Genomic DNA, 22514 nt, shown 5'->3' on the forward strand with positions numbered 1-22514 from the left:
AGCATCGTCCAACAATGCTCTGTCACGCGCTGACGATCACGGGAATATGAAGGTAATCTGCGAAGATAACCTTTACAGTTTACCTTCATATATGCCAGGATGAGCGGCATGAACAATTCAGCAGCCCGTACCGGATCAGCGCGCACATCGGCGCTCGCCGAGGATCTTCGTTTGTTGTTCGGAACGCTGAAGCGCCGGCTGCGTGAGCAGGGCCAGCGCGAGGATCTTCCGCCGTCCCAGGTCGCGGTCCTGCTGCGCCTCGAAAAGGACGGCCCCGCGACCGTGTCCAGCCTGGCGCGGTCAGAAGGCATGCGTCCGCAGTCGATGAGCTCGGCGATAGCGGCGCTCGAGTCCGCGGGCCTGGTCCGCGGCGCGCCCGATCCGGACGACGGCCGCCAGACCATCATGTCGCTCACCGATACCTGCCGCGAGCGGCTGCGCACCGGCCGCGCCGCGCGGCAGGACTGGCTGTCCCGCACCATCGCCGCGCGGCTATCGGCGCGGGAACAGGATGAACTCGCCGCCGCCGTCGGCTTGCTGAAACGGCTGGTCGCGGATTGATGCCGGCCGCGCCGCGCCAATCGCGAGAAAGGAGACGATCATGGCTCTGACGACGCTCGATCCGATCACCGCCCTCATTGTCGTCGACCTGCAATCAGGGCTTGTCGGCGCGCCGTTCGTGCGTCCGTTCGGTGACGTCGTGGCGCGCGCCTGCGCCCTCATCGATGCGTTTCGACGGCGTGGATTGCCGATCGTGCTGGTCAATGTCGACGGCACGGCACCGGGACGAACCGAGCGGCCGCGCCACAATGGACAATTTCCCGATGGCTGGACCGACTTGATTCCGGAGCTCGATCGGCAGCCCGGCGACATCGTCGTGACCAAGCGGACGTGGGGTGCGTTCGCCAGCACCGATATCGAGAAGCGGCTGCGCGCCCGCGGCGTCACGCAGGTCGTGGTCGCCGGCGTTGCGACCGGCACCGGCGTCGAATCCACGGCACGGCAGGCCTATGAGGCCGGCTTCAACGTCACGCTTGCGGTCGACGCCATGACCGATGCGCGGCCGAACGCACATGACTACAGCATCGAACAGGTGTTCCCGCGGCTAGGCGAAACCGGCTCGACGCAAGCGATCATCGATCTGCTTGAAAGGACCAATGCGCATGAACTGGCTTGACCTCGTCGCCTATTTCTTCGGCGGCGCCTTCCTCACCAACGCGATCCCCCACGTCGTCGCCGGCATGATGGGCGAACCGTTCCAGAGCCCGTTCGCCAAGCCGCCGGGCGAGGGCCTGTCGTCATCGACCGTCAACATCGTGTGGGGCTTCTTCAACCTCGCCGTCGGATATCTCCTGGTCTGCCGCGTCGGCGACTTCGGCCTGAGAACCACAAGCGACGTCGCAGCGCTCGGTCTCGGCGGCCTGCTGATCGGCCTGTTCCTGGCGCGGCGGTTCGGACGGTTTCACGGCGGGAATGATCCTCAGCGAACATGAGACGCGTCTTTCGATCGCTCGCAAGCTTCAACTACCGGGTCTGGGCGGCCGGCGCGCTGGTATCCAACATCGGCACCTGGATGCAGCGCGCCGCCCAGGACTGGCTCGTTCTCACCCAGCTGACGCAGCATAGCGCATCCGCCGTCGGCATCGTGATGGCGCTGCAATTCGGGCCACAACTATTATTAATGCCGTGGAGCGGCTTTGCCGCCGATCATTTCAACCAGCGCAAGCTGCTGATCGCGACCCAGGCGACGATGGGCGCACTCGCGCTGGCGCTTGGAATTCTCACCGTAACCGGACTTGTGCAACTCTGGCACGTCTATGTGTTCGCGTTCCTGTTCGGCTGCGCTGCAGCGCTCGACGCGCCGGTGCGCCAGACCTTCGTGGCCGAGCTGGTCAGCGACACCAACCTGTCGAACGCGATCGCGCTGAACTCGACCTCGTTCAATGCCGCGCGCATGATCGGCCCGGCCGTCGCCGGTCTCATCATCGCCTCCGTCGGCACCGGCTGGGCGTTCCTGTTCAACGGCGCTTCGTTCCTAGCGGTGCTGACCTCGCTGACCCTGCTGCGCACCTCTGAGCTGCGCCCGAACGCGCGGGCCCATCCCACCAAGGGCAGCGTCATGCAGGGTTTTCACTATGTCTGGTCCCGCCCGGATCTCCGGGCGACCTTGATCATGCTGTTCCTGATCGGGACCTTCGGACTGAACTTTCCGATCTTCATCTCCACCATGGCGGTCGGCGTGTTCCACACCGATGCACGCGGCTTCGGGCTGCTGTCGTCGGTGATGGCGCTCGGCACGATGTCAGGCGCGCTGCTCGCCGCGAGCCGCGACCAGCCGCGGTTCTCGTCCCTGATGCTGGGATCAGCGATCTTTGGCCTCGGCTGCACGCTTGCCGCCCTGGCGCCGAACTATTGGCTGTTCGCTGCCGCGCTCGTCGTGATCGGCGTCGCCGCGCTGACCGTCGCCAACACCTCGAACGCGCTGATGCAGCTCGCGACCGAGCCCGCGATGCGCGGGCGCGTGATGGCGCTGCGGCTCGGCGTGGCGCTCGGCGGCACGCCGATCGGCGCACCGATCGTCGGCTGGGTCGCCGATCACCTCGGCCCGCGCTGGGCACTCGGGGTCGGCGCCGCCGCCGGCTTTGCCGCCGCACTCGTTGCCCTCGGCATGCTGTCGCGAACAAACGCCGAAGCCGGCCATGGCAGCCTGCCCCCGGCGGCGTGAGCGGTCGCGCGGGTCCATCCCCGTCATTGCGAGCGAAGCGAAGCAATCCATTGTTGCCGACCGCGCGGAAAGATGGATTGCTTCGTCGCTTCGCTCCTCGCAATGACGGTATTAGACGCCTTGCAACGCCTCAGACGAAGGCGCTCAATCCCGTGATCGACTTGCCGACGATCAGGGTGTTCATCTCGCGGGTGCCCTCGTAGGAATAGATCGCCTCGGCATCGGCCACGAAGCGGCCGATATGGTTCTCGAGCAGGATGCCGTTGCCGCCCAGCAGCTCGCGCGCATAGCCGACCGTCTCGCGGCATTTGACGGTGCAGAACGCCTTCGCCAGCGAGGCATGCTCGTCCAGCATCACGCCCTCGTCCTGCATCTGTCCGAGCCGCAGCATCATCGCCTGGGTCGCGGTGACGTTGCCGAGCATCCGGACCAGCAGATCCTGCACGAGCTGGAAGCCGCCGATCGGCCTGCCGAACTGCTGCCGCTCGGTCGCATAACGCAGCGCATGCTCATAGGCGCCCATCGCGCAGCCGACGGCAAACCATGCCACCCCGGTGCGGGTCATGCGCAGCACCTTGGCGGTGTCCTTGAAGGAGTTGGCGTTTTGCAGCCGGTCCGCCTCGGGCACGCGGCAGTCCTTCAGGGTGATCAGGCCGTTTTGCACCACGCGCAGCGCCATCTTGGTCTTGATCTTCTCGACCGAGAAGCCGGGATTGTCCTTGGCCACGACAAAGCCCTTGACCTGGTTCGAGCCCTCCTCGCGCGCCCAGATCACGTTGATGTCGGCGAAGGTGGCGTTGCCGATCCACTTCTTCTGGCCGTTGAGAATCCAGACGTCACCCTCGCGCCGGCAGGTGGTCAGCATCCCGCCCGAGGTCGCCGAGCCGACCAGCGGCTCCGTGAGACCGAACGAGCCGATCTGCTCGAAGCGCATCATCGCAGGCAGCCAGCGCTGCTTTTGCACCTCGTCGCCGCACAGATAGATCGAGCCCGCCGAAAGCCCGGTGTGCACGCCCCAGAAGGTCGCGACCGAGGAATCGACCCGCGCCAATTCCATCGCGACGAAGCCGTTCAGCAGCCAGCTGCCGCCCGCCGCGCCATAGCCCTGGTAGCCGACGCCGCCGATGCCGATCTCGGCCATGTCAGGGATGATCGCGAACGGAAATTCGTCGCGGCTCCAGAACTCCTCGATCACAGGCGCGACGACACCCTCCGTGAACTCGCGCACGCGCCGCACCAGCGCGCGCTCCTTGTCATTGAGGACAGTGGCAATCCCGTAGAAGTCGCCGTTGATCGGCGGCGGCGCGTAATCCGGCTTGCCCGACCGTGTCGCCTGCGCGTTGGCCATGGTGTCCTCCCTGATGCATGGCGATGCTTCGCCCTAATGTCGCGCTCCCGGCAGGACCTACGCCCTGCCGGGATTCATCTCATCGTGAGGTCAGGTCGGCTTGTTCGGGCGGACGCCGGCGCGGAACTCCTCAAAATTCTCCTTCATCCGGTCCTGGATGATCTTCACCGCTTCCGTGGTCGACTGCCGCGCCGTCGACGCGCTGTCCTGCGCGCCCTTGACCGCGATATCGAACACCTTCCGCGCGAATTCGGTTTGCAGGGCGAGGTTCTCATGAATCTTGCCGAGCGGCTTGTACTCGCGCGCCAAGGTCGAGGCCTCGCGCAAGCCCGCCTCGATCACCTCGCGCTGCTTCTGCGCCACCGATTGCGCGCCCTGGGCCGCAACCTTCGCGCTCTGGCCGAGCGCCTCGAGGTTCTTCTTCTGCGCCTGCAGCAATTCGTCCACATTCAACTTCGGCAAGCCGAGATCGCTGCCGAACTTGCGCAGCATGTCGATGTAAGAGGTATTGTCGGTCACGATATCCTCCCTGGTTGCTGTGTTTAAGGCTTCTGCTGTCCGCCTCCGGACGTTGGAACGAGATCCCTGAAGTAGCTCGTCGTTCGCGAGAGCAGGGATGACGACACGGCCTGACGGCTCTCGTCGGCCAGAAACGCCTCGATCAAGTCGGCGGTTTCCTTTGGCCGCGTCACCATGAACAGGTGTCCGTCGTCGATCAGGCGCAGTTCGGCGTTCGGGATCAGGCTCGCCATGATCTGACCGTTGACCGGAGGGACCAGCGGATCGTCACTGCCCATCAGGATCAGCGTCGGCTGCGGCAACGACCACAGCCAGGGCAGGCTGGTCCAGCCGGTCATCGCGAGCAGTTGATAAAGATAGCCCATGCTGCGCGCGCCGTGCATCGCGGCCGCATGCCGGCCGATCAATGACGGATCGTCGCGGAACGCCCCGCCATAGATGTCGGCGGCGATCGTCTTCATGTAGCCCTTGTCGGTGTAGCGGCGCGGCGTCGCCATCTTCCACAGCACCGACGGGCTTGCCGGCACCATGGTGAAACCGGGCGCGGTCGCGGCAAGCACCAGGCGGCGGCAGCGCTTTGGAAACTGATGCGCGAATTGCTGCGCGATGCCGCCGCCCCAGGACACGCCGGCGACATCGACCTCGGCATAGCCAAGCTCCGCAACGAGCCCGGCGGCAAGCCGCGCCAGGGTCGACGGACGATACGGCCATGCCGGCCTCGGCGATCCGCCGACGCCGGGCACGTCGAAGATGATGGCAGTGGTGCCGGTCAGCGCGTCGAGGAACGGCTTCGCCAGCTCCCAATTGGCGCCGATCCCGTTGAACAACAGTAATGGCGGCCCGCTGCCGTCGCCGTGTCGGATCGCGACCTGAAGCAACTGGTCGTCGATCGTGATCTGCCGCGTCTCGATCGTGCCGGGCTGCGCAACCGTTGCAGGCCTCGCCGTATCGGCGCTGGTGAAATCGTCACTCAAAGACGTAGGTCCCCGGTGCCGCGCCAAGGGATGGATGGCGTGCGCTGCCGAGCGAGGCGGGCGCTGCCACCTCGTCACCCGAGCGCGCCTGCAGCCAGTCGCGCCAGTCGAGCCACCAGCTGCCCTTGCGCTTCTCCGCCGAGGCCATGAACGCATCGGGCTTTTCCTTGGAGATCGGCCCGATCATGAAGGACGCCTTCGGATTGCTCGGCGGATTGATCAGGCTCTGCAGGTGCCCGCTGTTCGACAGCACAAAGGTGGTGCCCTCGCCCATGATCTGGGCGGTCTTGTAGACGCCCTTCCATGGCGTGATGTGGTCGGTCGACCCCGCGACCACGTAGCTGTCGGCCTTGACCTTGCTCATGTCGATGGTCTTGTCGTTGAGCGTCAGCTTGCCGGCGTTGACGAACGGGTTGGAGAAATAGAGATCGAGATAGTCGCCGTGCAGCGCCGCCGGCAGGCGCGTCGTGTCGGCGTTCCAGTACAGGATGTCGAACGCCGGCGGCTGGTTGCCGAGCAGATAGTTGTTGACCCAGTAGTTCCAGATCAGGTCGTTGGGCCGCATCCAGGCGAACATCCGCGCCAGGTCGTGGCCGTCGACGATGCCGCGCAACTGCGAGGTCGCCTTGGCCGCACGCATGGTCTCCGGCGTCATCAGGCAGCCGAACGTGCTCTCCTCGGCCGAGTTGGGATCGAGCAGGCAGACCGCCAGCACCAGGTTCTTGATCTTCTTCTCAGTGGCGCTGCCGAGGGTCGCGAAATAGGCCGTCGAGGTGATGCCGCCGGAACAGGATCCCATCATCGAGATGTCCTCGCTGCCGGAAATTTCGCGCGCCGCGTCGACCGCCTCGTCGAGCGCGGCGACATAGGTGTCGAGCCCCCAGTCGCGGTGCGCCGCCGTCGGGTTGCGCCAGCTCACGGCAAAGACCTGGAAGCCGCTCTCGAGCAGGAAGCGCACCATGCTCTTGTCCGGCGACAGATCGAGCGCGTAGTACTTGTTGATCTGCGGCGGCGTGATCACGAGCGGCCGCTTCCTGACCGTCGGCGTCGTCGGGGTGTACTGGATCAACTCGATCAGCTCGTTGCGGAAGATCACCGCGCCCGGCGTGGTCGCAAGGTTCTCGCCGACCTTGAACGCGCTCATGTCCACCATCGACGGCATGCCGCGATTCTGCGTCAGGTCGCCGATGTAGTTCTTCAGGCCGCTCCACAGGCTCTGCCCGCCGGTGTCGATGAACTTGCGGACCGCCGCCGGGTTGGTGAGCATGGTGTTGGTCGGCGCGACCGCATCGATCAGGATATCCGTGATCAGATGCGCGCGCTGCTTGTCGATGTCGCTGAGGCTGGTCTTGTCGACCAGGCCGTTGACCGCCTCGCCCCACGCCAGATAGGCCTTGAGCAGGCCGGAATGCAGCGAGCTCTCCTTCCAGGTCGGATCGGCAAACCGCTTGTCGCCGGCCTTCGGCGCCCGCTCGGACTTCCCGGCAGCGATCGAGCCGAGCTCGCCGACGAAGGACAGCCACTGCTCGGTCGCGACCTTCGGCTCGTTGATGACCGCTTTGAACAGGACCCCGGCGCCCTCGACGAGGTCCTGCCCCTGGATGCCGACCAGCGGATTGAGTGCCAGCGTATTCCTCGACGCCGCCTCGGACATGTCAGACGCCGAGGACTCCGGGCTGCGATTTTCCGTGCTCATTGCTTTGCTCCCGCCGCGGGAATCAGAAGGGCCAGCGTTTCGGCGATCAGCGCCGGCTTTTCGGAACCTTCGACCTCCAGCGTGTTGAGGGTTTTCATGATCACCTGGCCGCCGTCCCTCGGCTCAATGCCGGACAGCACGACCCGCAGCCGCACCCGCGCGCCTGATGGCACCGGCGCCAGGAAGCGCACCTTGTCGACGCCGTAGTTCAACCCGGCGGCGGCATCGCGCGGGATGATGCCGACCTGCATCGCCAGCGGCGCCACCATCGCGAGCGTCAGATAGCCATGCGCGATCGGACCGCGGAACGGACTCTCCCGTTTCGCTCGCTCGACGTCGACATGGATCCACTGGTGATCGCCGGTGCAGGACGCGAACGCGTCGATGCGTTGCTGATCGATCGTGACCCAATCGGAGAGCCCGAGCTCCTTTCCGAGGTGTTCGCCCAGGCCGGCAAGTGTGAGGTTGCTCATGACATCGTCCTCCACGATCTTTTCTCGACTGCACTCGAGCCGTCACATGTCGCCGTACAGCTCGCGGAGCTCCTTCTTGTTGATCTTGCCGACGCTGGTCTTGGGAATGCTGTCGATGAACAGGATCTTGCCGGGGATGCCGTATTTCGAGATCACGCCCTTGTCGGCGAACAGCTTGAGATGATCCTTGATGGCCTCGTCGCTGAGGCCGTCGGCACCCGACGGCTTCTTGACCACCAGCGCGAGCGGCCGCTCGCCCCATTTCTCGTCCTTGACGCCGATCACCGCGGCCTCGGCCACGCCGGCGCATTGCGAGATCAGATCCTCGATCTGCAGCGAGGAGACCCATTCGCCGCCGGTCTTGATCACATCCTTGATCCGGTCGGTGATCTGGACGTAGCCGCCCGGGCTGACCACGGCGATATCGCTGGTGTGCAGATAGCCGCCTTCCCAGAGCTGCTCCGAGCCTTCGGGGTTGTTGAAGTAGCCCTGGGTAAGCCAGGGCGCCCGCAGCACGATCTCGCCGGGCGACTTGCCGTCATGCGGCACGTCCTTCATGTCGGGATCGACGATGCGCAGGTCGACCAGCGGGCCGGCCATGCCGGCGCGGGTGCGGAATTCGACCTCGCCGTCAGGATCGCCGCTGAGATCCCTGGATTGCACATGGGACACCGCGGCAAGCGGACCGGTCTCCGACATGCCGTAACCCGCGAAGATGTCGATGCCGGCCTCCATCGCCTGCTTGGCCAGCGCCTTCGGCAACGCAGAGCCGCCGATCACCATCTTGAGGCCCTTGAGATCGACCTTGGCCGCAGCGGCGGCGTTGAGCAACATCTGCAGGATGGTCGGCACGCCGTGGGTGAAGGTGACGCCTTCGCTCTTGATCAGCTTGACCAGCATCGCCGGCTCGTAGCGGCCGGGATAGACCTGCTTGGTGCCGGCCAGCGTCGCCGACCATGGAAAGCCCCAGGCATGAACGTGGAACATCGGCGTGATCGGCATGTAGACGTCGTCGCGCGAGAAGCGCCCCTGCGACCCGGCCATGCCGAACAGTGCGAGACCGGCGATCGTGTGCAGCACGAGCTGGCGGTGGCTGTAATAGACGCCCTTGGGCAGACCGGTGGTGCCGGTCGTGTAGAAGGTGGTGGCCTGGGTGTTCTCGTCGAAATCGGGAAAGTCGTAATCCGGCGATGCCGCCGCAAGCAGGTTCTCATATTCGCCGATGAAGGACAGGCTGCCGGTCTGCGGCGACGGCTTGTCCGACATCACGATCATCCGCTTGACCTTGGGCAACTGCGCCTTGATGCCCTCAAGCAGTCCGACGAACTCCTCATTGACCAGCAGCGTCGACGCGCCGGCGTGATCGATCGTGTAGGCGATCTGCTCCGGCGACAGGCGGACGTTCACCGTCTGCAGCACGGCCCCCATCATCGGGATCGCGAAGAAGGCTTCGAGGAAGCGATGGCTGTCCCATTCGAGTACGCCGACGGTGTCGCCGGGCTCGACGCCGGCCTTGCTGAGTGCCGAGGCGAGGCGGCCGATCCGCTCTCGGGTCTGTCGATAGGTCTGACGCTTGAGATCGCGATAGACGATCTCCTGGTCCGGCGCCTGCACGCTCGGCGTGTGCCAAAGCTGCTTGAAGATGAGCGGATAGTGATAGGCGGATTGGGCAGTCTGAATCAGCCTTCCGACCATGGAAGCCTCCCTCGACCTGGCATGTCCTCCGACCGTTGCGTCCGCAGTTCTAAACGAGCGGATCGTGTGGTCTGCCGTGCTGCATCACGACGGTCTGACCGTGTGACATTAGGACGAAGCCTCGCGTGACGCCCGAGATTTGTGAAGGTCCGAAACGGACATCGGCGGGGTCTCAACCGGACAAGGTGCAATGGCGACGGTCTTGCTGCTGCGCAGCAAGGGAGGCCCATTGATGAGTCTTGGGTTTTGGCGCGAACCGGCTATGTTCCGAGGGCTCGCGAACGGAAATCCACCCGGGCCAGGTTTGCGGCGCACTGCTTTCCGACCGAAGGAAAGGCTGGTTCACTTTGCAACCAACCACGCGACTGAAGAGGCCTGTGGGCTCCCGCAACGATATCCTGACCGTCGGCACCGGCGACAAGGTCTATGAGACGACCAAGCTTGGCGCCGTCTTCGACATGCTGGCCGGCGCCGGCGTCCCGGCCGACGCCATCCTGCGCGACACCCGCATTCCGCTGGCCGATGTCCACTCACCGCAGGCGCGGATCTCGCTGACGCAGCTGATGACGGTTTGTCAAAACGCGCGGCGCCTGTCGACCGACCGTCATTTGCCCTATCGCATCGGCGCATCGATCCACATCTCGACCTACGGAATGTACGGCTATGCGCTGCTGTGCTGCCCGGACTTTCGCAAGGCAATGGAATTTGCGATGCGCTACCACGCGCTCGCCGCGCCGCTGGCGACGATCGAATTCAGCGAGGACAAGGCCCATGCGAGATGGATCATCGAGCCCAATCTGCACGCACTTTCTGATTCCGCGCTGTACCGGTTCGTCGCCGAGATGCAGATCGGCATCCACATTTCGCTGATGCGCGACATCATGGGACCAAGCTTCGCTCCCCTTGAAATCACGCTCGCCTATCCGCAGGCGCAGGACTTCGATCTTCCGCTCGATCATGTCGGGTGTCCGGTGCGCTTCGATCAGCCGGCCAACCAGATCGTGTTCAAGGCGCAGTTGCTGGACCGGAGAGCGGATCTCGGCAACAAGACGACGTATCCGACCATCGTCGCGCTCTGCGACGACTTGCTCGGAGACTTGAGATTGCGGACCGGCATTGCCGGAAAAATCCGCGCCATCCTGCTCCGCGACATCGCAAACCCGCCGACCTTCGAGGCCATCGCCAAGCTGCTCGGCGTGAACGACCGGTCGTTGCGCCGCCAGCTTCGTCAGCAGGGCTTTTCCTTCCGGGGACTGCACGACGAGCTGCGAACCCAGATTGCGCTGAAATATCTCCGCAGCACGACGCTGGCCAATGACGACATCGCATTGGCGCTCGGCTTCAGCGATGCGGCAAACTTCCGGCGCGCGTTTCACCGCTGGACCAACAAGGCCCCAAGCGACATCCGCGGCGAATAGCGTTCGTGCCCGCACGCTTTCAGGGGTGCCGGTCCTAAAACGCGTAGGAGTTCGTGTTGGGCTGTACCGTCAGGCGGAAAGCGACGTCGGTCGAACCGTCCATCCTCTCGAGGACTTCATGGCAAACCAGGCATAGAAACTCGCCTGCCGCGCCGCCCTTCGACGTCAGTTCGATCCGGCGATAGCCGGCTTGGCATTTTGGACACGTCACATCGGATTTACGCATGAAGTCAGCAAGCGGTTGAGAATCAGTAAGCGATTGCCGTCTTCATTTTCCCATACGCCACCATCGGAAATGTGACGAGTCGCATCACCAAGATCGAGCATCATCGGACATCGACGATCGTCACCGACGTCCGACCGGCGACGTGTAGACCGGCGCGGCCGGGCGATACGGAAACGCCGAGACCCCGAAGTTGCGGCCATATTGCTGCTGCACCGCCGGGATGTTGACCACGCCCACCTTGAGATCCTGCGATTTCGCGTCGATCGGCGGCGTGTTGGTGACGGGCGGATTGACCTGGTCGACCTGCTTCTTCAACCGCTCGTTGATGCAGCCAAGCGAGGCCGCATCGCCGCAGCCCCCGGCGGGCGCGCCGGCGGCGCTACCTCTTGCCGCGGCCCGGCCGGTGCCGCCACTGGTGTCGCGGTTGAGGTTGAGCGCCGGCGGCGGTGTGCCGACGACAATTTCCGGCAGCGGCGTGTGTTGCTGCGTCTGCGTCTGCGCCTGCGCCTGCATCGCCGACAATCCGGCAACGGCAATCGCCAACATGATCACTTTCATCGGTGCTGCTCCTTGCAGGACCAGAATTGTTCCAAACGATAGGAAGCCAAGGGCGGATATCAAGCGAGGATATCAAGGTAACGGTATGAATTCGGGCAGCCCGGCCTTGCTACTTCCCTCCCCGGACCTGGATCACAAGCGCGTTGAGCCGCGTGTTGAGTGCGACGAGATCGACGCGCCCGATGCGTCCGCCGCCGCCGAGGCATTTGCGGCCACATCCGCCGCCACCGCCGCCGGCACGGCCCGGTTCGCCGAAGGTCGCGACCGGCACGGTGCCGGTCACCCGAAAGCCGCGGGCAAACAGCCGGGCGCGCACCGCCACGCAATAATTCACCGACAGATAGGAGAAGCGGGTCTCGCCATGACCTGCGCGGTACTTCATGACCGCGGTGCACAGGTCGCCGCCGGCAAGGCGCCATGCCTGCGCAAGATACATGACGCCGAAGTGAATGTTGTTTTCGGGAATCGCGAGTTCGGCAAGCGAGCCGGAAAAGCCGAGCATGCGCGCGGTCGACGGCAGCAGCTGCATCAACCCGATTTCGCCGACGCCGCCGATCACGTCGGGATTGTAGCCGCTCTCGACGCCCATCACCGCCTCGGCGATCTCGGGCGCAAGCCCGCTTCCCGCCGCCTCCTTCTCGATCAGCGCGCGATAGCGCATGCGCGCGTCCGACACCGCGGGCTGGCTTACTGGCGGAGGCGGGAGCGTTTTCCCGCCGGCGTCCTTCGCCACATCTTTGGCCGGCACGGCCGGCTTCGCCGTGGCCTCGGCCGGCGGCTTTGCCGTGGCGTCGGCTGAAGGGTCGGCCGACTCGACGGCGGCAAAGCGCGTGCTGAAGGACGACGCCGGCCTCTCTCCCTCGGCATGGGCAGGCTGAACAAGACAAAGCGCGAGCACAATGCCGCCGGCTGCGATGCGGCTGCCCCGGTGACGAGCAGGATCGCGCCGCTTCCGCCATCGGCTGAAGCTGCTCGCCTTCATCGTTGAGGCGCCGTCATTCATCGGTCGCTTACGGCCCTGATCGTCGCGTGTCCGCATGATTTACTGGATGGTGGGAACTGCCCCCGCTTCCGCGGCGTGCTCATGCGCCGGCTGCTGGGCCGGCGCACTCGGCTGCGGGACAGCCGCCGCGCCATTGCGGGCGACGATCTTCGGCAGCTCCTCGCGCAGATAGGCGATCAGCTCCTGAACCAGCCGGTCCCAGACCTCGATCTGCGCCCGTACAAAGTCCGGCGCCACGCCGCCGGCCACGGAGACATCGAGGCAGAACATCAGGAACGGTTGGCTGAACTGCAGCCGCCCGAACCGCCGCGTCGTGTTCCAGCGATTGACGAGGTCGAGCGGCAGCTCGCCCTGCACCTGAAGCGTGGTGACCAGCGTGGCGTCGACAAAGCTGTGCTCCTCGCCGACGAGCTGGTTACCCGGCCGGATCTCGAAGCCGAGCCCCGCCGTCGCCGAGCGCAGATAGGTCGTGTTGGCGACCGGATCGGTCAGCGTTTCGACGCGATAGCCGACATTCTGGAAGCTGTCGCGCAATCCGTCGATGGTGAGCTTGGTGATGATCTCGGACATGTTGGTCTCCGTATTACTTTTTCGACGCGTCGAGCAGGCTCGACAGGGCAAGCTCGTTGAGGACGGGCGGATGTTGCTTCAGCAACTCGGCGAGATAGGCCCGCCGCATCATGTTCGACCGCTCGGAGCGGATCTGCAGCACCAGCTGGTCGCGCACTTCCGGCAAGGTGCGGGTATAGGACGCCTTGGTGTCGAGCAGCTTGATGATGTGCCAGCCGTCGTCGAGCTTGATCGGCTCGGACACGCTGTTCTTGGCGAGCCCCATCACCTGGTTGCGGATCTCCGGACGGATTTGGCTCTCGGCAACCCAGCCGAGGTCGCCGGCATCCTTGGCGGCGTTGTTGTCGCCGCGCGCGATCGCCGCGAAGTCGGCTCCCGGCGCCTTCAGCTTGCGCTGCACGTCGTCGAGCTCCTGCTTCGCCTTGTCCTCGGCGGCCTTGTCGCCCTCCTTCGGAGCGGCGACGAAGATCTGCGCGAGCTGGAACTGCCGCGGCATCAGGAATGCGGCGCGATTGGCCTCATAGACCTTCTGCAGATCGTCCTCGCTCGGAAAGTTCGCCGGCGGCGTCGACACCGATTGCAGGTAGAGCTCGACCACCGCGCCCTCGCGCGCCCGGTCGAGTTGCGCGGCGACGGCGGGTTGCTGATCCCACTTCTTCGCCACCGCCTCCTGCAGTACGAGGCGGTTGGCGAGCAGCAGCCGGACCGCCTGGCTCAGCATGGCCGGATCCTTGGCCAGCGCAGCCTGCTCGCGCGGGGCGAGGGCTGCGACATAGCTGCGGAGATCATCGGCCGAGATGTTGGTCTCGCCGACCCGCGCGATGACATTCTCGGGCGCGGCGGACTTCGCCGCAGCCGCGACCGGAGCCGGCGCGGGTGTGGCGGCGGCTTGCGCCTGCGCCGCGGGCTGGGGCTGCGGCTTCCTGACCGGAGCCTGCACGGCGCGCGGCGCGGGAGCCTGGGTCTGGGCCTGCGCCGAGGCATCGAGCGGCGCAACGAAAGCCGCAATGGCGACGGCGAGACCGATCGACCGGAGCGGCTTCACGATAGTGGCGGTCGTCATGGATTCACCTTCTGATCGAGGAACTTATCGGTGCTGTCCTGCAGCTGGTTCTGGATTTCGACGCGGCGCTGCTGAATCATCGGCTCACGCGAGACCACGATCTCGCCGATGGTCAGGTCCTTGTAGCGCTGCACCATCTCCTTGCCGGCCTTGATCAGCTGGGTGTTCTTGGCGACGCAGCTCTTGGTGCTGGCCTTGTAGGCGGTGGCCTCACCTTCGAACTTGGCGCGCTCGGCGTCCTTGGCGCGGGCAACGGTGGCCGCCTCCTCATAGGCCGACTTCCACTTCTCCAGCGTCTCGTCACGTTCGGCGAGCCGTTGATTGAACTCGTCGACGGCGTCGCGATGCTCCTTGTCGGCTTTCTTCAGCTGCGCCTTGAGGTCGTCGACCTCCTTCTTGGCCGCCGCCTTCTCGCGATCGGCGTCGGCGACCTTGGCCTGCAACGCCGTGCGCTGGTCTTCCAGCGCACGGGTCTGCGCCGTCGCGCTGCGCAGGGCGTCGCGCAGGCGGTCGGTCTCGGACTGGGCGAATGCGGTGCCGGAGCTCAATGCTCCGATCACCATCATCAGGACGAAGAGTGCGATGCGCATGGTCAGAACTTCGCGTTGAGGTCGACTTGCAGGACGTCGACGGCATAGGGGTTGCCGGCGATGCTGTTGGCGCTCATCCAGCGCAAGGTCGCCCAGACATTCTCGCCGAGACCGATATTGCCGCCGACGAAATAGCCCTTGAGGTTGGTGCCGCCGAGACCGAAGTCGGAGTCGGCGAAAGCATCGATGGTGGCGTCGGATTCGAGGTATTTGTAGCCGGCGTGGACGTTCCAATCCCAGAGATGCTTGATCTCCCTGTCGCCGACGGTGACGCGGCCGAGCCAACCCTGATTGCCGCCGTTGAACGCGCCGGGCGTGTTGCCGCCATCCGGGCTCGGCCCGCGATTGTTCACCGCCGCAGCGTTCATGAGGGAACGGCTGAACGCGGTGTTGTTGACGTATTCGCCGTCGAGCACGATGTGGGTCGGATGGAACTGTCCGAGATCGAGCTGTCCGCTGACGACCACCGGGCGATACTGGCCGACCAGTCCGAAATACTGGTACTTGAAGCTGGTGCCGCCATTGTTGCCCGTGCCAGGGGGATCGGGGATGATATTACGCAGCGCGAAATAGCTGTTTCCCTTCTGCGCAAAGGACGGCCGGGTCAGGTCGGTATCGCAAACGTCGGCTGCAACCTCGACGATGCAGGGACTGGAAAGCTGGCCCTGCACATTGTCGAAGTCGTAGTAGGCGACGCCGAACCGGAATGCATAGTCCTGATTGAATCGCGCATTGAAACCGACCTGGCCTCCGAACAGCCACTTGTCGTGGCTCGCGAACTTGGTTGGCGGAGTCGTCAGATTGATTCCGGCGTTGAAATCGGTGTTATAGATCGGGAATGCGCCGGCCACCGCGAATGGCGTGAAGCCCTCCCACACCTCGTGCTTGGCCTGAACGGCAAAACCGTCGAATCCAAGTTCGCGGTACCAGACCAGATCGGTCGGCGACCAGAACGGATTGTCGAAACGGCCCGCGGAGATTCTCAGATCGTCGCCCCAAGTCTGCCAGTTGATGTAGCCGCGATCCAGCCAAACGTCATATTTCGAGAAGTTGCCCCCGCTGCTGCCAAGCGTCTGATTGGTCGACACCGGCGAGTTGTTTTCGCCGGACGCAATGCGCAGGCCGGCCGTGAACCCGTATAGCAGGTCCGCTTCCATGCCGAGGCGGCCGCGGAACCGGAACTGGTTGCGATCCTGCAGGGCGTCATAAGTCGGCGCGGAATAAGGGTTCGTGATCGACGAAAGGTCGTACGGCGAACCGGTATTGATGGCGTTGAAATTGATGGCGCCGGCCTGGTCGTTGCCGGTCGGGAAATAGTTGCCCTGATAGCGTACGCGCGCATCGCCGTAGAAGCGGATGCGTTGCGCCCACTCCGGGTAGGTTCCGGGCGACGCCCAGTTTTCCTTCTGTGCCTTGGCCATCACCTCCTGCTTAATCTCTTCCCGTAACTGTCTTTTGACGACTTCGGGAACGTAGGTGACGTGCCTGGTGCCGGGCGGCTGCGCCGCCGCCGCGGCAGCGGTTGCGGCCTTGGTGGCATCGTCGGCCTTGGTGGTGGCATCCTTGGCGGCCTGGCGGGAGACATAGGCCTCGTCCTCGGCCTGCTTGATCAGCGCCTGGGCCTGCTCTTCCTTGAGGACACCCTGCTGCACCAAGAGATTGACGAGGTTGACGGTGGCATTCGACGATGTCGGCTTGGTGCTCGACACCTTTGGCTTCCTGGCATCGGTCCGCTTCGCCGCGGCGGCGGGACCCTGCTCGGCGGCCTGGTCCGCGGTCTGGGCCACGGCCGGCGTTGCGCAGGCGAGCGCGCTCAGCGACACCGCAAGCGGCAACGCGCGCCATTCTGCGTGAGCTCGTTTCTTAAACATCAGTCCCCCAGTTCTCACTCGCACATTGAAGTTCGTAGGTTGGTCGTTCGAATGTTGGTCGTTCGTCAGTCGGTCTCGTCAGCTCGGCCGTCGCGCGGTGACGCGCGTGACCACCGGCATCGGCATGTCCTTGGGTGGCGGCTCGCGCAGCGTCAGGCTGCCGATCACCTCGTTGCGAAGCGCCGCATCGATCTCCGGATTGCCGGAGGACGGCGTCAGGACGACGCGGGTGACGTGGCCGGAGCCATCCACCCACAGCCGCACCTGGATCTGCGTCGCCATGTTGCGGGTCTTCGGATTGGCGCGGATCGCCGCCTCGACCTGCGAGGTGATGATCGTGGTGTACCAACCCCAGCGGCTGCCACCGCCGCCGCCTCCGGCATACGGGTTGCCGCCGGGCTTGCCGCCGAGATTGAACAGATCGCCGGGTCCCGTCGGCTTGGCATCGAGCGACAGCGGACCGGGCGGCTCGTCGTTCTTGGCGTCATTGGCCGGCTCGTCCTTCGGCTTGTCGACCGGCTTCTCTTCCTTGAACTCGGGCTCCGCCATCTTGGGCTGCTCGATCATCTTCTGCTCGGGCTGCGGCTGTGGCGGCGGAGCCGGAGGTGGCGGCGGCAGCGTCACATTGACGATGGTGAGATCGCGCACCTGACGCGGCGGCGGCAGATCGTCGTGACCGAGAAAGAAGTAGACGATGCCGCCAAGAAACAGCGCGACCACCGCCACCACCGCGCCGTAGCGCAGCAGTGCACTGCGCTCGCCCTTCCGGGCGGCCGTGTTGCGGGCAGCCGTCGGCGGCGCCGCGGCTGTTGCGGGCGCGACGACACCATCGTGATCGTCGGCTGACGGCGCGGCACGCGCGTTCTGGTCCCGCATCGGCGCGTTCATGGCGCGGCCTCCAGCGAGGCGCGGTCGAGCAGCCTGTCATTGACGTATTGCATGACGAAGCTGGCAAGCGCGTCGAAGTCCGTGGTCTTCAGGATGACCTTGGTGTCGGGGCCTGCTTCGATCGCTGCGTGGAAGGTCTCAACCTCGCTCAAATAGTCGACATAGGCCATCGCGTCGATCGACAGGCGGGCCCACGGGCATCGCGAGATTGTCAGCCGCAGCGGGTTGTCGGCGGGCTCGCGGCCCGCGACGTGCCGGCGCAGCACATCGGCGAGCTTGACCAGCAGGGCCTCGCCATGAACGGGAAATGCCACCACCTCGCCGCGCGGCTCTTCGCGCACGTCCGCGGCGACCGGTACCACACCGAGTTCCGCGCCAATACCGGCGCGGATCGACACCTGCGAAGCGGGCTCGGCGCGCGTGACGTCCGCTGCACCGCAGCCGTGATCGAATGATCGCATCATGCCGCTCAGCCACGACCGCAACGTCCTGCGCTCGGTCAGCGGGAAAGGTGATGGCTGCGTGATCATGGCGTCGCTTCCCGACTGGCTCACTTCACGAGCGGCTTGGTGGCGAGCCCGACCTGGCTCAGGCCGATACGGCTGAGCAGATCGAACACATCCATGACGCTCTGGTACTGCGCCTGCGCATCGCCGCGCAGCACCACCGGAAACTCCGGCGTCAGCGCCTTCTGCTGGATCAGCCGCTGCTCGAGCTCGGCCAAGGTCACCGGTACAGTGTCGAGGAAGATCTTGCCGTCATTGGCGACTGTGATCGCCTTGGTGGTCTGGGTCGCAAGGCTCGGCGCCGCCGAGGCCTTCGGCAGATTGACCTTCTGGCCCTGCACGGTCGCCGTCGTCATGATGATGAAGATCACCAGCAGCACGTAGGCGAGGTCCAGCATCGGCGTGATGTTGATGTCGTCATAGGGCTTGGAGTCGGCCTGGATCTGCATGGCCGTTACTCCGCAGCGATGCGGTGTTCGATCGGGTCCGGCCGGTCGGCGGAATAGAATTCCGCCATCTTGGTCACGAACTCGTCGACGAAGACCTGGATGTCGTTGGTCAGGTCCTTGATCCGGGAGATCAGGTAGTTGTAGCCGAACAGCGCCGGGATCGCGACGCCGAGACCGGCGACGGTTGCGACCAGCGCCGCAGCGATGCCGGGCGCGATCGCGTTGACGTTGACATCGCCGCTCGCCGCGATCGCCGCGAAGGTGATCATGACGCCGACCACGGTGCCGAGCAGGCCGAGGAACGGTCCGCCTGATATCGCGATGGTCAGCACCACCATCAGGCGGTTGAGGCGCTGCATCTCCTTGACGACGCCGCTATCGAGCGCCGCGCGGATCGCCGCGATCGAGACCGCCGACAGCACCGGCGCGCGCTGCGAGTTGCTGAAGCGGTGACGGATTTCCGCGGCGCCGATGTGGTAGATGCGGTACAGCGAGGACGAGCGCATCATCTTGGCGTCGGCCTCGGTGAGGCGTCCGCCCAGCGTCGAGATGTCGTCGGCGTCGCCGCGATCCAGCATGGTGAGATCGGCCGCGATCTCGCGGAACCCCTTCATGAACTGGGCATTCGCCTTGGCCTGCTTGCTGAGATACGAGGCCCTGTCGAACATCACTACCCAGCTGACCGCGGCCATGATCAGGAGAATGCCGATCACCACCCAGCCGTCGAGCGTCACCGACTTCAGGATCACCGCGAAGTAGCCGGACAGCCAGCTTGCAGTCTCCTCGTCGACGCTGAAAGCCATCAGCTTGGCCTGGTCGGGGCCCTGCCCGATCGCCATCACCTTGATCAGTCCGGCGGGCCGCGCGACCTTGCTGATCTGCAGTTCGTCGATGTCGCCGACGAAGCCGGCCATCGCGGCGGCTACAGGCGCAGGCGCAGGTGCCGGCGTTGCCGCCGCATCCGGCGTCGCCGCGGGCGCGGCGCCACCGTCCGCAGCCGGCGCATCAGGGGGCACTGATGGTGTTGCTGCGGACGGGGCCGTCGCAGGCGCGATCGGAGAGGCACTGGAGGTCGACGAGTCTCCTCCGATCAGGCCAACGGTATTGAGGGCGGGCAGGCTCGCGCTGAGCGCGGCGTAGGATACGCCGTCGAGATAGAGCGTGACCTGACCGTTTCCGGCAACGACGGCGACATGATGCCAGCTGCCGGCCGCCACCGGCGCTCCGGCGCTCGTGCGCTGCACGGAGCCCGCATTGGTGACCTCCACAAACGGGCTGCCGTTGTCGACACCAACCACCAGCGCGTTGGCGCCGTCACGCCGGCTGAACAGCGCGGCGTTGGGCTGCAAGGCGGCCGGCTTGATCCAGGCCGACCACGTCAGCGCGGCACCATCGGGCGATGCGAGCGACGGCGAGGCCGGCATGGTCACCGGCGCGCGGCCGTCGAGCCGCAAGCCTGTCCCGATCAGCGAACCGTCCGCCGGCTGGCCGACGCTTTGGGCGTTATTGGCCCACACCGAGGAATCGATCGCCGGCGTGCCGCGCTCGTTGAAGTGATAGACCGTCAACGTATCCGGATCGTAAGTGCCCTTGGGATCGCTGGTCGCGAGCGCTTTCTTGTTTCCGTAATAGAGCCAGATATCGGTCCGCGCGCCCGGCGCGATGTTCGGCACCGCGACCCAGACCAGGCCTTCGCCGAGCAGCGAGTCGAACTTCTCGATGTGATGCTTCAGCGGCGTCTTGTCGTCACCGGCGACGAACCGCAGATCGCTGCCGTCGTCCTTCGCCGAGCTGAAGCGGAAGTTACCGACATGCAGCCGCACCAGCACCGGCACCCCGCCGATCGGATCGGTGACGTTGGCGCCCGACGCGCTGACGTCGACGGTGATCTTCTTGCGCAGCGACCATTCGTCGTTCCACCACGCATTGGCCGGCGCGAGCGACGCCACCAGGGCGACGAGCCCGAACAACAATGCCGTCGCGGCGTTCGCGATGCCTCGGCGCAGCGCCGGCCGGCGCGTGCCCCGCTCGAGAGTAAGACCCATCCCCATCAGAATTCACCCCAGATTCGGAAGTTCACGCGCGGACTGTTTGCGTGCGTGTATTGTTGAGCGACCCCAGGCACCGAAAGCGCGACCATGCCGTTGAAATACTCGAAGGTCTTGAATCGGGTGCCGAGGCCGTAGCTCCATGCGACGAATGACGATTGCTGATCAGGCAGCGGCTGCTGGATCGACGCGTAGCCGGCATCGAAGAACGTGAAGAAGCGCCAATCGTTGAAGGTGATGAAGCGCGGCTTGCCGTCGCCGGTTTCGCTCTTGAGCTCGCCTTGCAGCATGCTGCCGACATTGGGCGTGCGCAGCTCGAAATTGGCGACTGCGCCGTTGTCGCCGAGCACCTCGGATTCGAGATAGCCGCGAACGGTATCGAGGCCGCCGAGGCTGAACTGCTCGCTCGAGACCAGCGGGCCGTCGGCAATCTGGCCCTGCACCTTGCCGTAGAGCTGGAAGCCTTCCGGCAGTTCCTGGGTATGCGAGACGTCGAGGTTGAGGTGGGTGAAGCTCGGCGAGGCCTTGAAGCGCTTCGCGTCGAACTCGTCCCACGGGCTGCTCAGCGTCCGGATGTTGTAGGTGACGCCGGCATTGAACTGCGTCGTGAACTTCTCTTCCTGGAACGTCGCGCCATAGGTCGCGACGACAGGGTAGTAAGTGACAGGCGACGAGAACCCGTCGGTACCGAGCTTCACGGTCTGGTCGAAATGCTTGTAGTCCATGCCGACCGACAGCGTGTGGAACAGGCCCTCGCGCGTCGGCAGCGTGATCACGGCGCGCTCGCCGATGATCGTGCCGGGACCGACCACGTTGGTGCCGCCGATCGTCGCGACATTGCTGTTCGACTTGACGCTGTAGAACAGCAGACTGAGCCAATCGGCGTTCGGTATCCGCGCCATATACGAGCCGGAGAACACCTCGGCATCGCTCGGGCGTTCCGGCGCGACCTGATAGGTGAAGCTCAGGGAATGGCCGAGCTGCCACAGATTGTCGTAATGCACAGTGGCGGAGACGCGGCTCGCCGTGGTGGACGGCGATTGCCGGTTGTTGGCTTCGAGGCTGGCGTGGAACGGCGCCTTGTCCTCGACATTGAGGTCGACGTCGACGGTGCCCGGCGCGACGCCGGCGCGCAGCGCCGGAGTCACGCGGCGATCCGGCCACTGGTTGAGCGACACGATATCCTTGGTGACGTCACCGAAATTGGGAACGGTGCCCTCCTTCAGCGAAGGCGCACTGTCCTTGATCCGGTCGAGATCGAAATAACGCGAATTCTTCACCCGCAGCCGTCCGACCTTCAGCTCGGTCACCTTGAGGGTGACCACACCGCCGGTCACGTTCTGCTGCGGGACCGCGACGCTGACGGTCTGGAGGCCCTTGTCGTGATACGCCTTCTCCAGCGCGGCCCGCGCCTTCTCGACGTCCTCCGAGGTCTTGCCCGGACCGAGGAACGGATAGATCGCCTCCTCGATCTCGACCTGCGGCAGCTTATCGGCGCCCTGTACGGCGAAGTCGTCGATGTCGAAGCGCTGCAGCGGCGCCGACGGCTTTTGCGCCGGTGCATTCGCCTGCGCCGGCTGCTTGCCCGCCGCCGGCGCTGCGGCCGCCGCAGCGGCATCCTTCGCTGCTTCCTTCGCCGCACGCGCCGGAACGATGGCCGCCACGGAGCCAACCACGGTGAGTGCCGCAGCCGACACGCGCAACCCGATCCGGCATCGCTGACGATGCCCGAAAACCCGATGATCTCTTCGACTACGCACAGACGTCCCACTTACTTCGCGCAGACGCGCGCCATCGCGACAGGAAGGCCGCGATGACGACGCCTTACTCTGAAGACGATTGGGCGAACGCAAACCCGCAAAAGAATCTGCGGCGGCGCAAAAGAAATTTTTGG

Annotated in this window: 22 protein-coding genes; 5 read left to right on the forward strand and 17 right to left on the reverse strand. The window is 65.0% G+C overall.

The window, feature by feature from the left end; translation table 11 throughout:
• Nucleotides 1-108 precede the first annotated feature (108 nt).
• The 4 genes from ACOIX3_RS39285 to ACOIX3_RS39300 are packed head-to-tail and all read left to right on the forward strand — an operon-like array spanning nucleotide 109 to nucleotide 2725.
• On the forward strand, nucleotides 109-561 hold the full coding sequence (locus ACOIX3_RS39285; protein WP_420967355.1) for a MarR family winged helix-turn-helix transcriptional regulator: 453 nt from the start codon (nucleotides 109-111) through the stop codon (nucleotides 559-561).
• A gap of 40 nt (nucleotides 562-601) precedes the next feature.
• Nucleotides 602-1177 carry an isochorismatase family protein gene (locus ACOIX3_RS39290; RefSeq protein ID WP_420967356.1) on the forward strand — a complete coding sequence of 192 codons (576 nt, stop codon included), beginning with the start codon at nucleotides 602-604 and terminating at the stop codon, nucleotides 1175-1177.
• Complete coding sequence (locus ACOIX3_RS39295; protein WP_146988596.1) at nucleotides 1164-1493, forward strand: hypothetical protein; 330 nt, start codon at nucleotides 1164-1166, stop codon at nucleotides 1491-1493. Before ACOIX3_RS39290 ends, ACOIX3_RS39295 begins: the two co-directional genes overlap by 14 nt.
• A complete protein-coding gene (locus ACOIX3_RS39300; RefSeq protein WP_420967357.1) occupies nucleotides 1490-2725 on the forward strand; it encodes an MFS transporter in 1236 nt (411 codons plus the stop codon). The genes ACOIX3_RS39295 and ACOIX3_RS39300 overlap by 4 nt, the downstream gene beginning before the upstream one ends.
• A 130-nt stretch (nucleotides 2726-2855) precedes the next feature.
• Here the strand turns inward: ACOIX3_RS39300 and ACOIX3_RS39305 are convergent, their stop codons facing one another.
• From ACOIX3_RS39305 to ACOIX3_RS39330, 6 genes are all read right to left on the reverse strand, one after another.
• A complete protein-coding gene (locus tag ACOIX3_RS39305) occupies nucleotides 2856-4073 on the reverse strand; it encodes an acyl-CoA dehydrogenase family protein (RefSeq protein WP_420967358.1) in 1218 nt (405 codons plus the stop codon).
• Between the two features lie 90 nt (nucleotides 4074-4163).
• A complete protein-coding gene (locus ACOIX3_RS39310) occupies nucleotides 4164-4592 on the reverse strand; it encodes a phasin family protein (protein WP_420967359.1) in 429 nt (142 codons plus the stop codon).
• Between the two features lie 23 nt (nucleotides 4593-4615).
• Nucleotides 4616-5566, reverse strand: coding sequence for a poly(3-hydroxyalkanoate) depolymerase (gene phaZ / locus ACOIX3_RS39315; protein ID WP_420967360.1), 951 nt, complete (start codon nucleotides 5564-5566; stop codon nucleotides 4616-4618).
• Entirely contained in the window at nucleotides 5559-7262 is a 1704-nt protein-coding gene (locus ACOIX3_RS39320; protein ID WP_420967361.1) for an alpha/beta fold hydrolase, read from the reverse strand. Before ACOIX3_RS39320 ends, phaZ begins: the two co-directional genes overlap by 8 nt.
• Nucleotides 7259-7735, reverse strand: a complete 477-nt coding sequence (locus ACOIX3_RS39325; protein ID WP_420967362.1) for a MaoC family dehydratase — start codon at nucleotides 7733-7735, stop codon at nucleotides 7259-7261. Before ACOIX3_RS39325 ends, ACOIX3_RS39320 begins: the two co-directional genes overlap by 4 nt.
• Before the next feature lie 42 nt (nucleotides 7736-7777).
• Entirely contained in the window at nucleotides 7778-9430 is a 1653-nt protein-coding gene (locus ACOIX3_RS39330; RefSeq protein ID WP_420967363.1) for a fatty acid--CoA ligase, read from the reverse strand.
• A gap of 377 nt (nucleotides 9431-9807) precedes the next feature.
• Between ACOIX3_RS39330 and ACOIX3_RS39335 the strand changes: the two genes are divergently transcribed.
• A complete protein-coding gene (locus ACOIX3_RS39335) occupies nucleotides 9808-10848 on the forward strand; it encodes an AraC family transcriptional regulator (RefSeq protein ID WP_420967364.1) in 1041 nt (346 codons plus the stop codon).
• 346 nt (nucleotides 10849-11194) lie between these two features.
• Here ACOIX3_RS39335 and ACOIX3_RS39340 read toward each other — a convergent pair whose 3' ends face one another.
• The 11 genes from ACOIX3_RS39340 to ACOIX3_RS39390 form a co-directional block, all read right to left on the reverse strand.
• The gene (locus ACOIX3_RS39340) at nucleotides 11195-11632 is read right to left on the reverse strand and encodes a hypothetical protein (RefSeq protein ID WP_420967365.1); all 438 of its coding nucleotides are present in this window, start codon (nucleotides 11630-11632) and stop codon (nucleotides 11195-11197) included.
• Between the two features lie 109 nt (nucleotides 11633-11741).
• Entirely contained in the window at nucleotides 11742-12635 is an 894-nt protein-coding gene (locus tag ACOIX3_RS39345) for a lytic transglycosylase domain-containing protein (RefSeq protein ID WP_420967366.1), read from the reverse strand.
• Nucleotides 12636-12674: 39 nt separating this feature from the next.
• Nucleotides 12675-13205, reverse strand: coding sequence for a YbjN domain-containing protein (locus ACOIX3_RS39350; RefSeq protein WP_420967367.1), 531 nt, complete (start codon nucleotides 13203-13205; stop codon nucleotides 12675-12677).
• A gap of 13 nt (nucleotides 13206-13218) precedes the next feature.
• A complete protein-coding gene (locus tag ACOIX3_RS39355) occupies nucleotides 13219-14268 on the reverse strand; it encodes a peptidylprolyl isomerase (RefSeq protein WP_420967368.1) in 1050 nt (349 codons plus the stop codon).
• Complete coding sequence (locus ACOIX3_RS39360) at nucleotides 14265-14858, reverse strand: hypothetical protein (RefSeq protein WP_420967370.1); 594 nt, start codon at nucleotides 14856-14858, stop codon at nucleotides 14265-14267. Before ACOIX3_RS39360 ends, ACOIX3_RS39355 begins: the two co-directional genes overlap by 4 nt.
• 2 nt (nucleotides 14859-14860) lie before the next feature.
• The gene (locus ACOIX3_RS39365) at nucleotides 14861-16729 is read right to left on the reverse strand and encodes a putative porin (RefSeq protein ID WP_420967371.1); all 1869 of its coding nucleotides are present in this window, start codon (nucleotides 16727-16729) and stop codon (nucleotides 14861-14863) included.
• Nucleotides 16730-16807: 78 nt separating this feature from the next.
• Complete coding sequence (locus ACOIX3_RS39370) at nucleotides 16808-17617, reverse strand: TonB C-terminal domain-containing protein (protein WP_420967372.1); 810 nt, start codon at nucleotides 17615-17617, stop codon at nucleotides 16808-16810.
• Nucleotides 17614-18147 carry a hypothetical protein gene (locus ACOIX3_RS39375; RefSeq protein WP_420967373.1) on the reverse strand — a complete coding sequence of 178 codons (534 nt, stop codon included), beginning with the start codon at nucleotides 18145-18147 and terminating at the stop codon, nucleotides 17614-17616. The genes ACOIX3_RS39370 and ACOIX3_RS39375 overlap by 4 nt, the downstream gene beginning before the upstream one ends.
• Nucleotides 18148-18167: 20 nt before the next feature.
• Nucleotides 18168-18572: an ExbD/TolR family protein gene (locus ACOIX3_RS39380; RefSeq protein ID WP_244067991.1), complete on the reverse strand. Its 405-nt coding sequence runs from the start codon at nucleotides 18570-18572 to the stop codon at nucleotides 18168-18170.
• 5 nt (nucleotides 18573-18577) lie between these two features.
• Nucleotides 18578-20623, reverse strand: coding sequence for a DUF2341 domain-containing protein (locus tag ACOIX3_RS39385; RefSeq protein ID WP_420967374.1), 2046 nt, complete (start codon nucleotides 20621-20623; stop codon nucleotides 18578-18580).
• Nucleotides 20623-22284, reverse strand: coding sequence for a ShlB/FhaC/HecB family hemolysin secretion/activation protein (locus ACOIX3_RS39390; RefSeq protein ID WP_420967375.1), 1662 nt, complete (start codon nucleotides 22282-22284; stop codon nucleotides 20623-20625). The genes ACOIX3_RS39385 and ACOIX3_RS39390 overlap by 1 nt, the downstream gene beginning before the upstream one ends.
• Nucleotides 22285-22514: the final 230 nt, after the last annotated feature.

Origin of the sequence: Bradyrhizobium sp. B120 (assembly GCF_049075665.1) — a bacterium.
Taxonomy (GTDB): domain Bacteria; phylum Pseudomonadota; class Alphaproteobacteria; order Rhizobiales; family Xanthobacteraceae; genus Bradyrhizobium.

Bases quoted from the DNA above. Each gene is read 5' to 3' on its own strand.
- ACOIX3_RS39285 (WP_420967355.1), top strand. From the start codon at position 109: ATGAACAATTCAGCAGCCCGTACCGGATCAGCGCGCACATCGGCGCTC.
- ACOIX3_RS39290 (WP_420967356.1), top strand. From the start codon at position 602: ATGGCTCTGACGACGCTCGATCCGATCACCGCCCTCATTGTCGTCGAC.
- ACOIX3_RS39295 (WP_146988596.1), top strand. From the start codon at position 1,164: ATGAACTGGCTTGACCTCGTCGCCTATTTCTTCGGCGGCGCCTTCCTC.
- ACOIX3_RS39300 (WP_420967357.1), top strand. From the start codon at position 1,490: ATGAGACGCGTCTTTCGATCGCTCGCAAGCTTCAACTACCGGGTCTGG.
- ACOIX3_RS39305 (WP_420967358.1), bottom strand. From the start codon at position 4,073: ATGGCCAACGCGCAGGCGACACGGTCGGGCAAGCCGGATTACGCGCCG.
- ACOIX3_RS39320 (WP_420967361.1), bottom strand. From the start codon at position 7,262: ATGAGCACGGAAAATCGCAGCCCGGAGTCCTCGGCGTCTGACATGTCC.
- ACOIX3_RS39325 (WP_420967362.1), bottom strand. From the start codon at position 7,735: ATGAGCAACCTCACACTTGCCGGCCTGGGCGAACACCTCGGAAAGGAG.
- ACOIX3_RS39330 (WP_420967363.1), bottom strand. From the start codon at position 9,430: ATGGTCGGAAGGCTGATTCAGACTGCCCAATCCGCCTATCACTATCCG.
- ACOIX3_RS39340 (WP_420967365.1), bottom strand. From the start codon at position 11,632: ATGAAAGTGATCATGTTGGCGATTGCCGTTGCCGGATTGTCGGCGATG.
- ACOIX3_RS39345 (WP_420967366.1), bottom strand. From the start codon at position 12,635: ATGAATGACGGCGCCTCAACGATGAAGGCGAGCAGCTTCAGCCGATGG.
- ACOIX3_RS39350 (WP_420967367.1), bottom strand. From the start codon at position 13,205: ATGTCCGAGATCATCACCAAGCTCACCATCGACGGATTGCGCGACAGC.
- ACOIX3_RS39355 (WP_420967368.1), bottom strand. From the start codon at position 14,268: ATGACGACCGCCACTATCGTGAAGCCGCTCCGGTCGATCGGTCTCGCC.
- ACOIX3_RS39360 (WP_420967370.1), bottom strand. From the start codon at position 14,858: ATGCGCATCGCACTCTTCGTCCTGATGATGGTGATCGGAGCATTGAGC.
- ACOIX3_RS39365 (WP_420967371.1), bottom strand. From the start codon at position 16,729: ATGTTTAAGAAACGAGCTCACGCAGAATGGCGCGCGTTGCCGCTTGCG.
- ACOIX3_RS39370 (WP_420967372.1), bottom strand. From the start codon at position 17,617: ATGAACGCGCCGATGCGGGACCAGAACGCGCGTGCCGCGCCGTCAGCC.
- ACOIX3_RS39375 (WP_420967373.1), bottom strand. From the start codon at position 18,147: ATGATCACGCAGCCATCACCTTTCCCGCTGACCGAGCGCAGGACGTTG.
- ACOIX3_RS39380 (WP_244067991.1), bottom strand. From the start codon at position 18,572: ATGCAGATCCAGGCCGACTCCAAGCCCTATGACGACATCAACATCACG.
- ACOIX3_RS39385 (WP_420967374.1), bottom strand. From the start codon at position 20,623: ATGGGGATGGGTCTTACTCTCGAGCGGGGCACGCGCCGGCCGGCGCTG.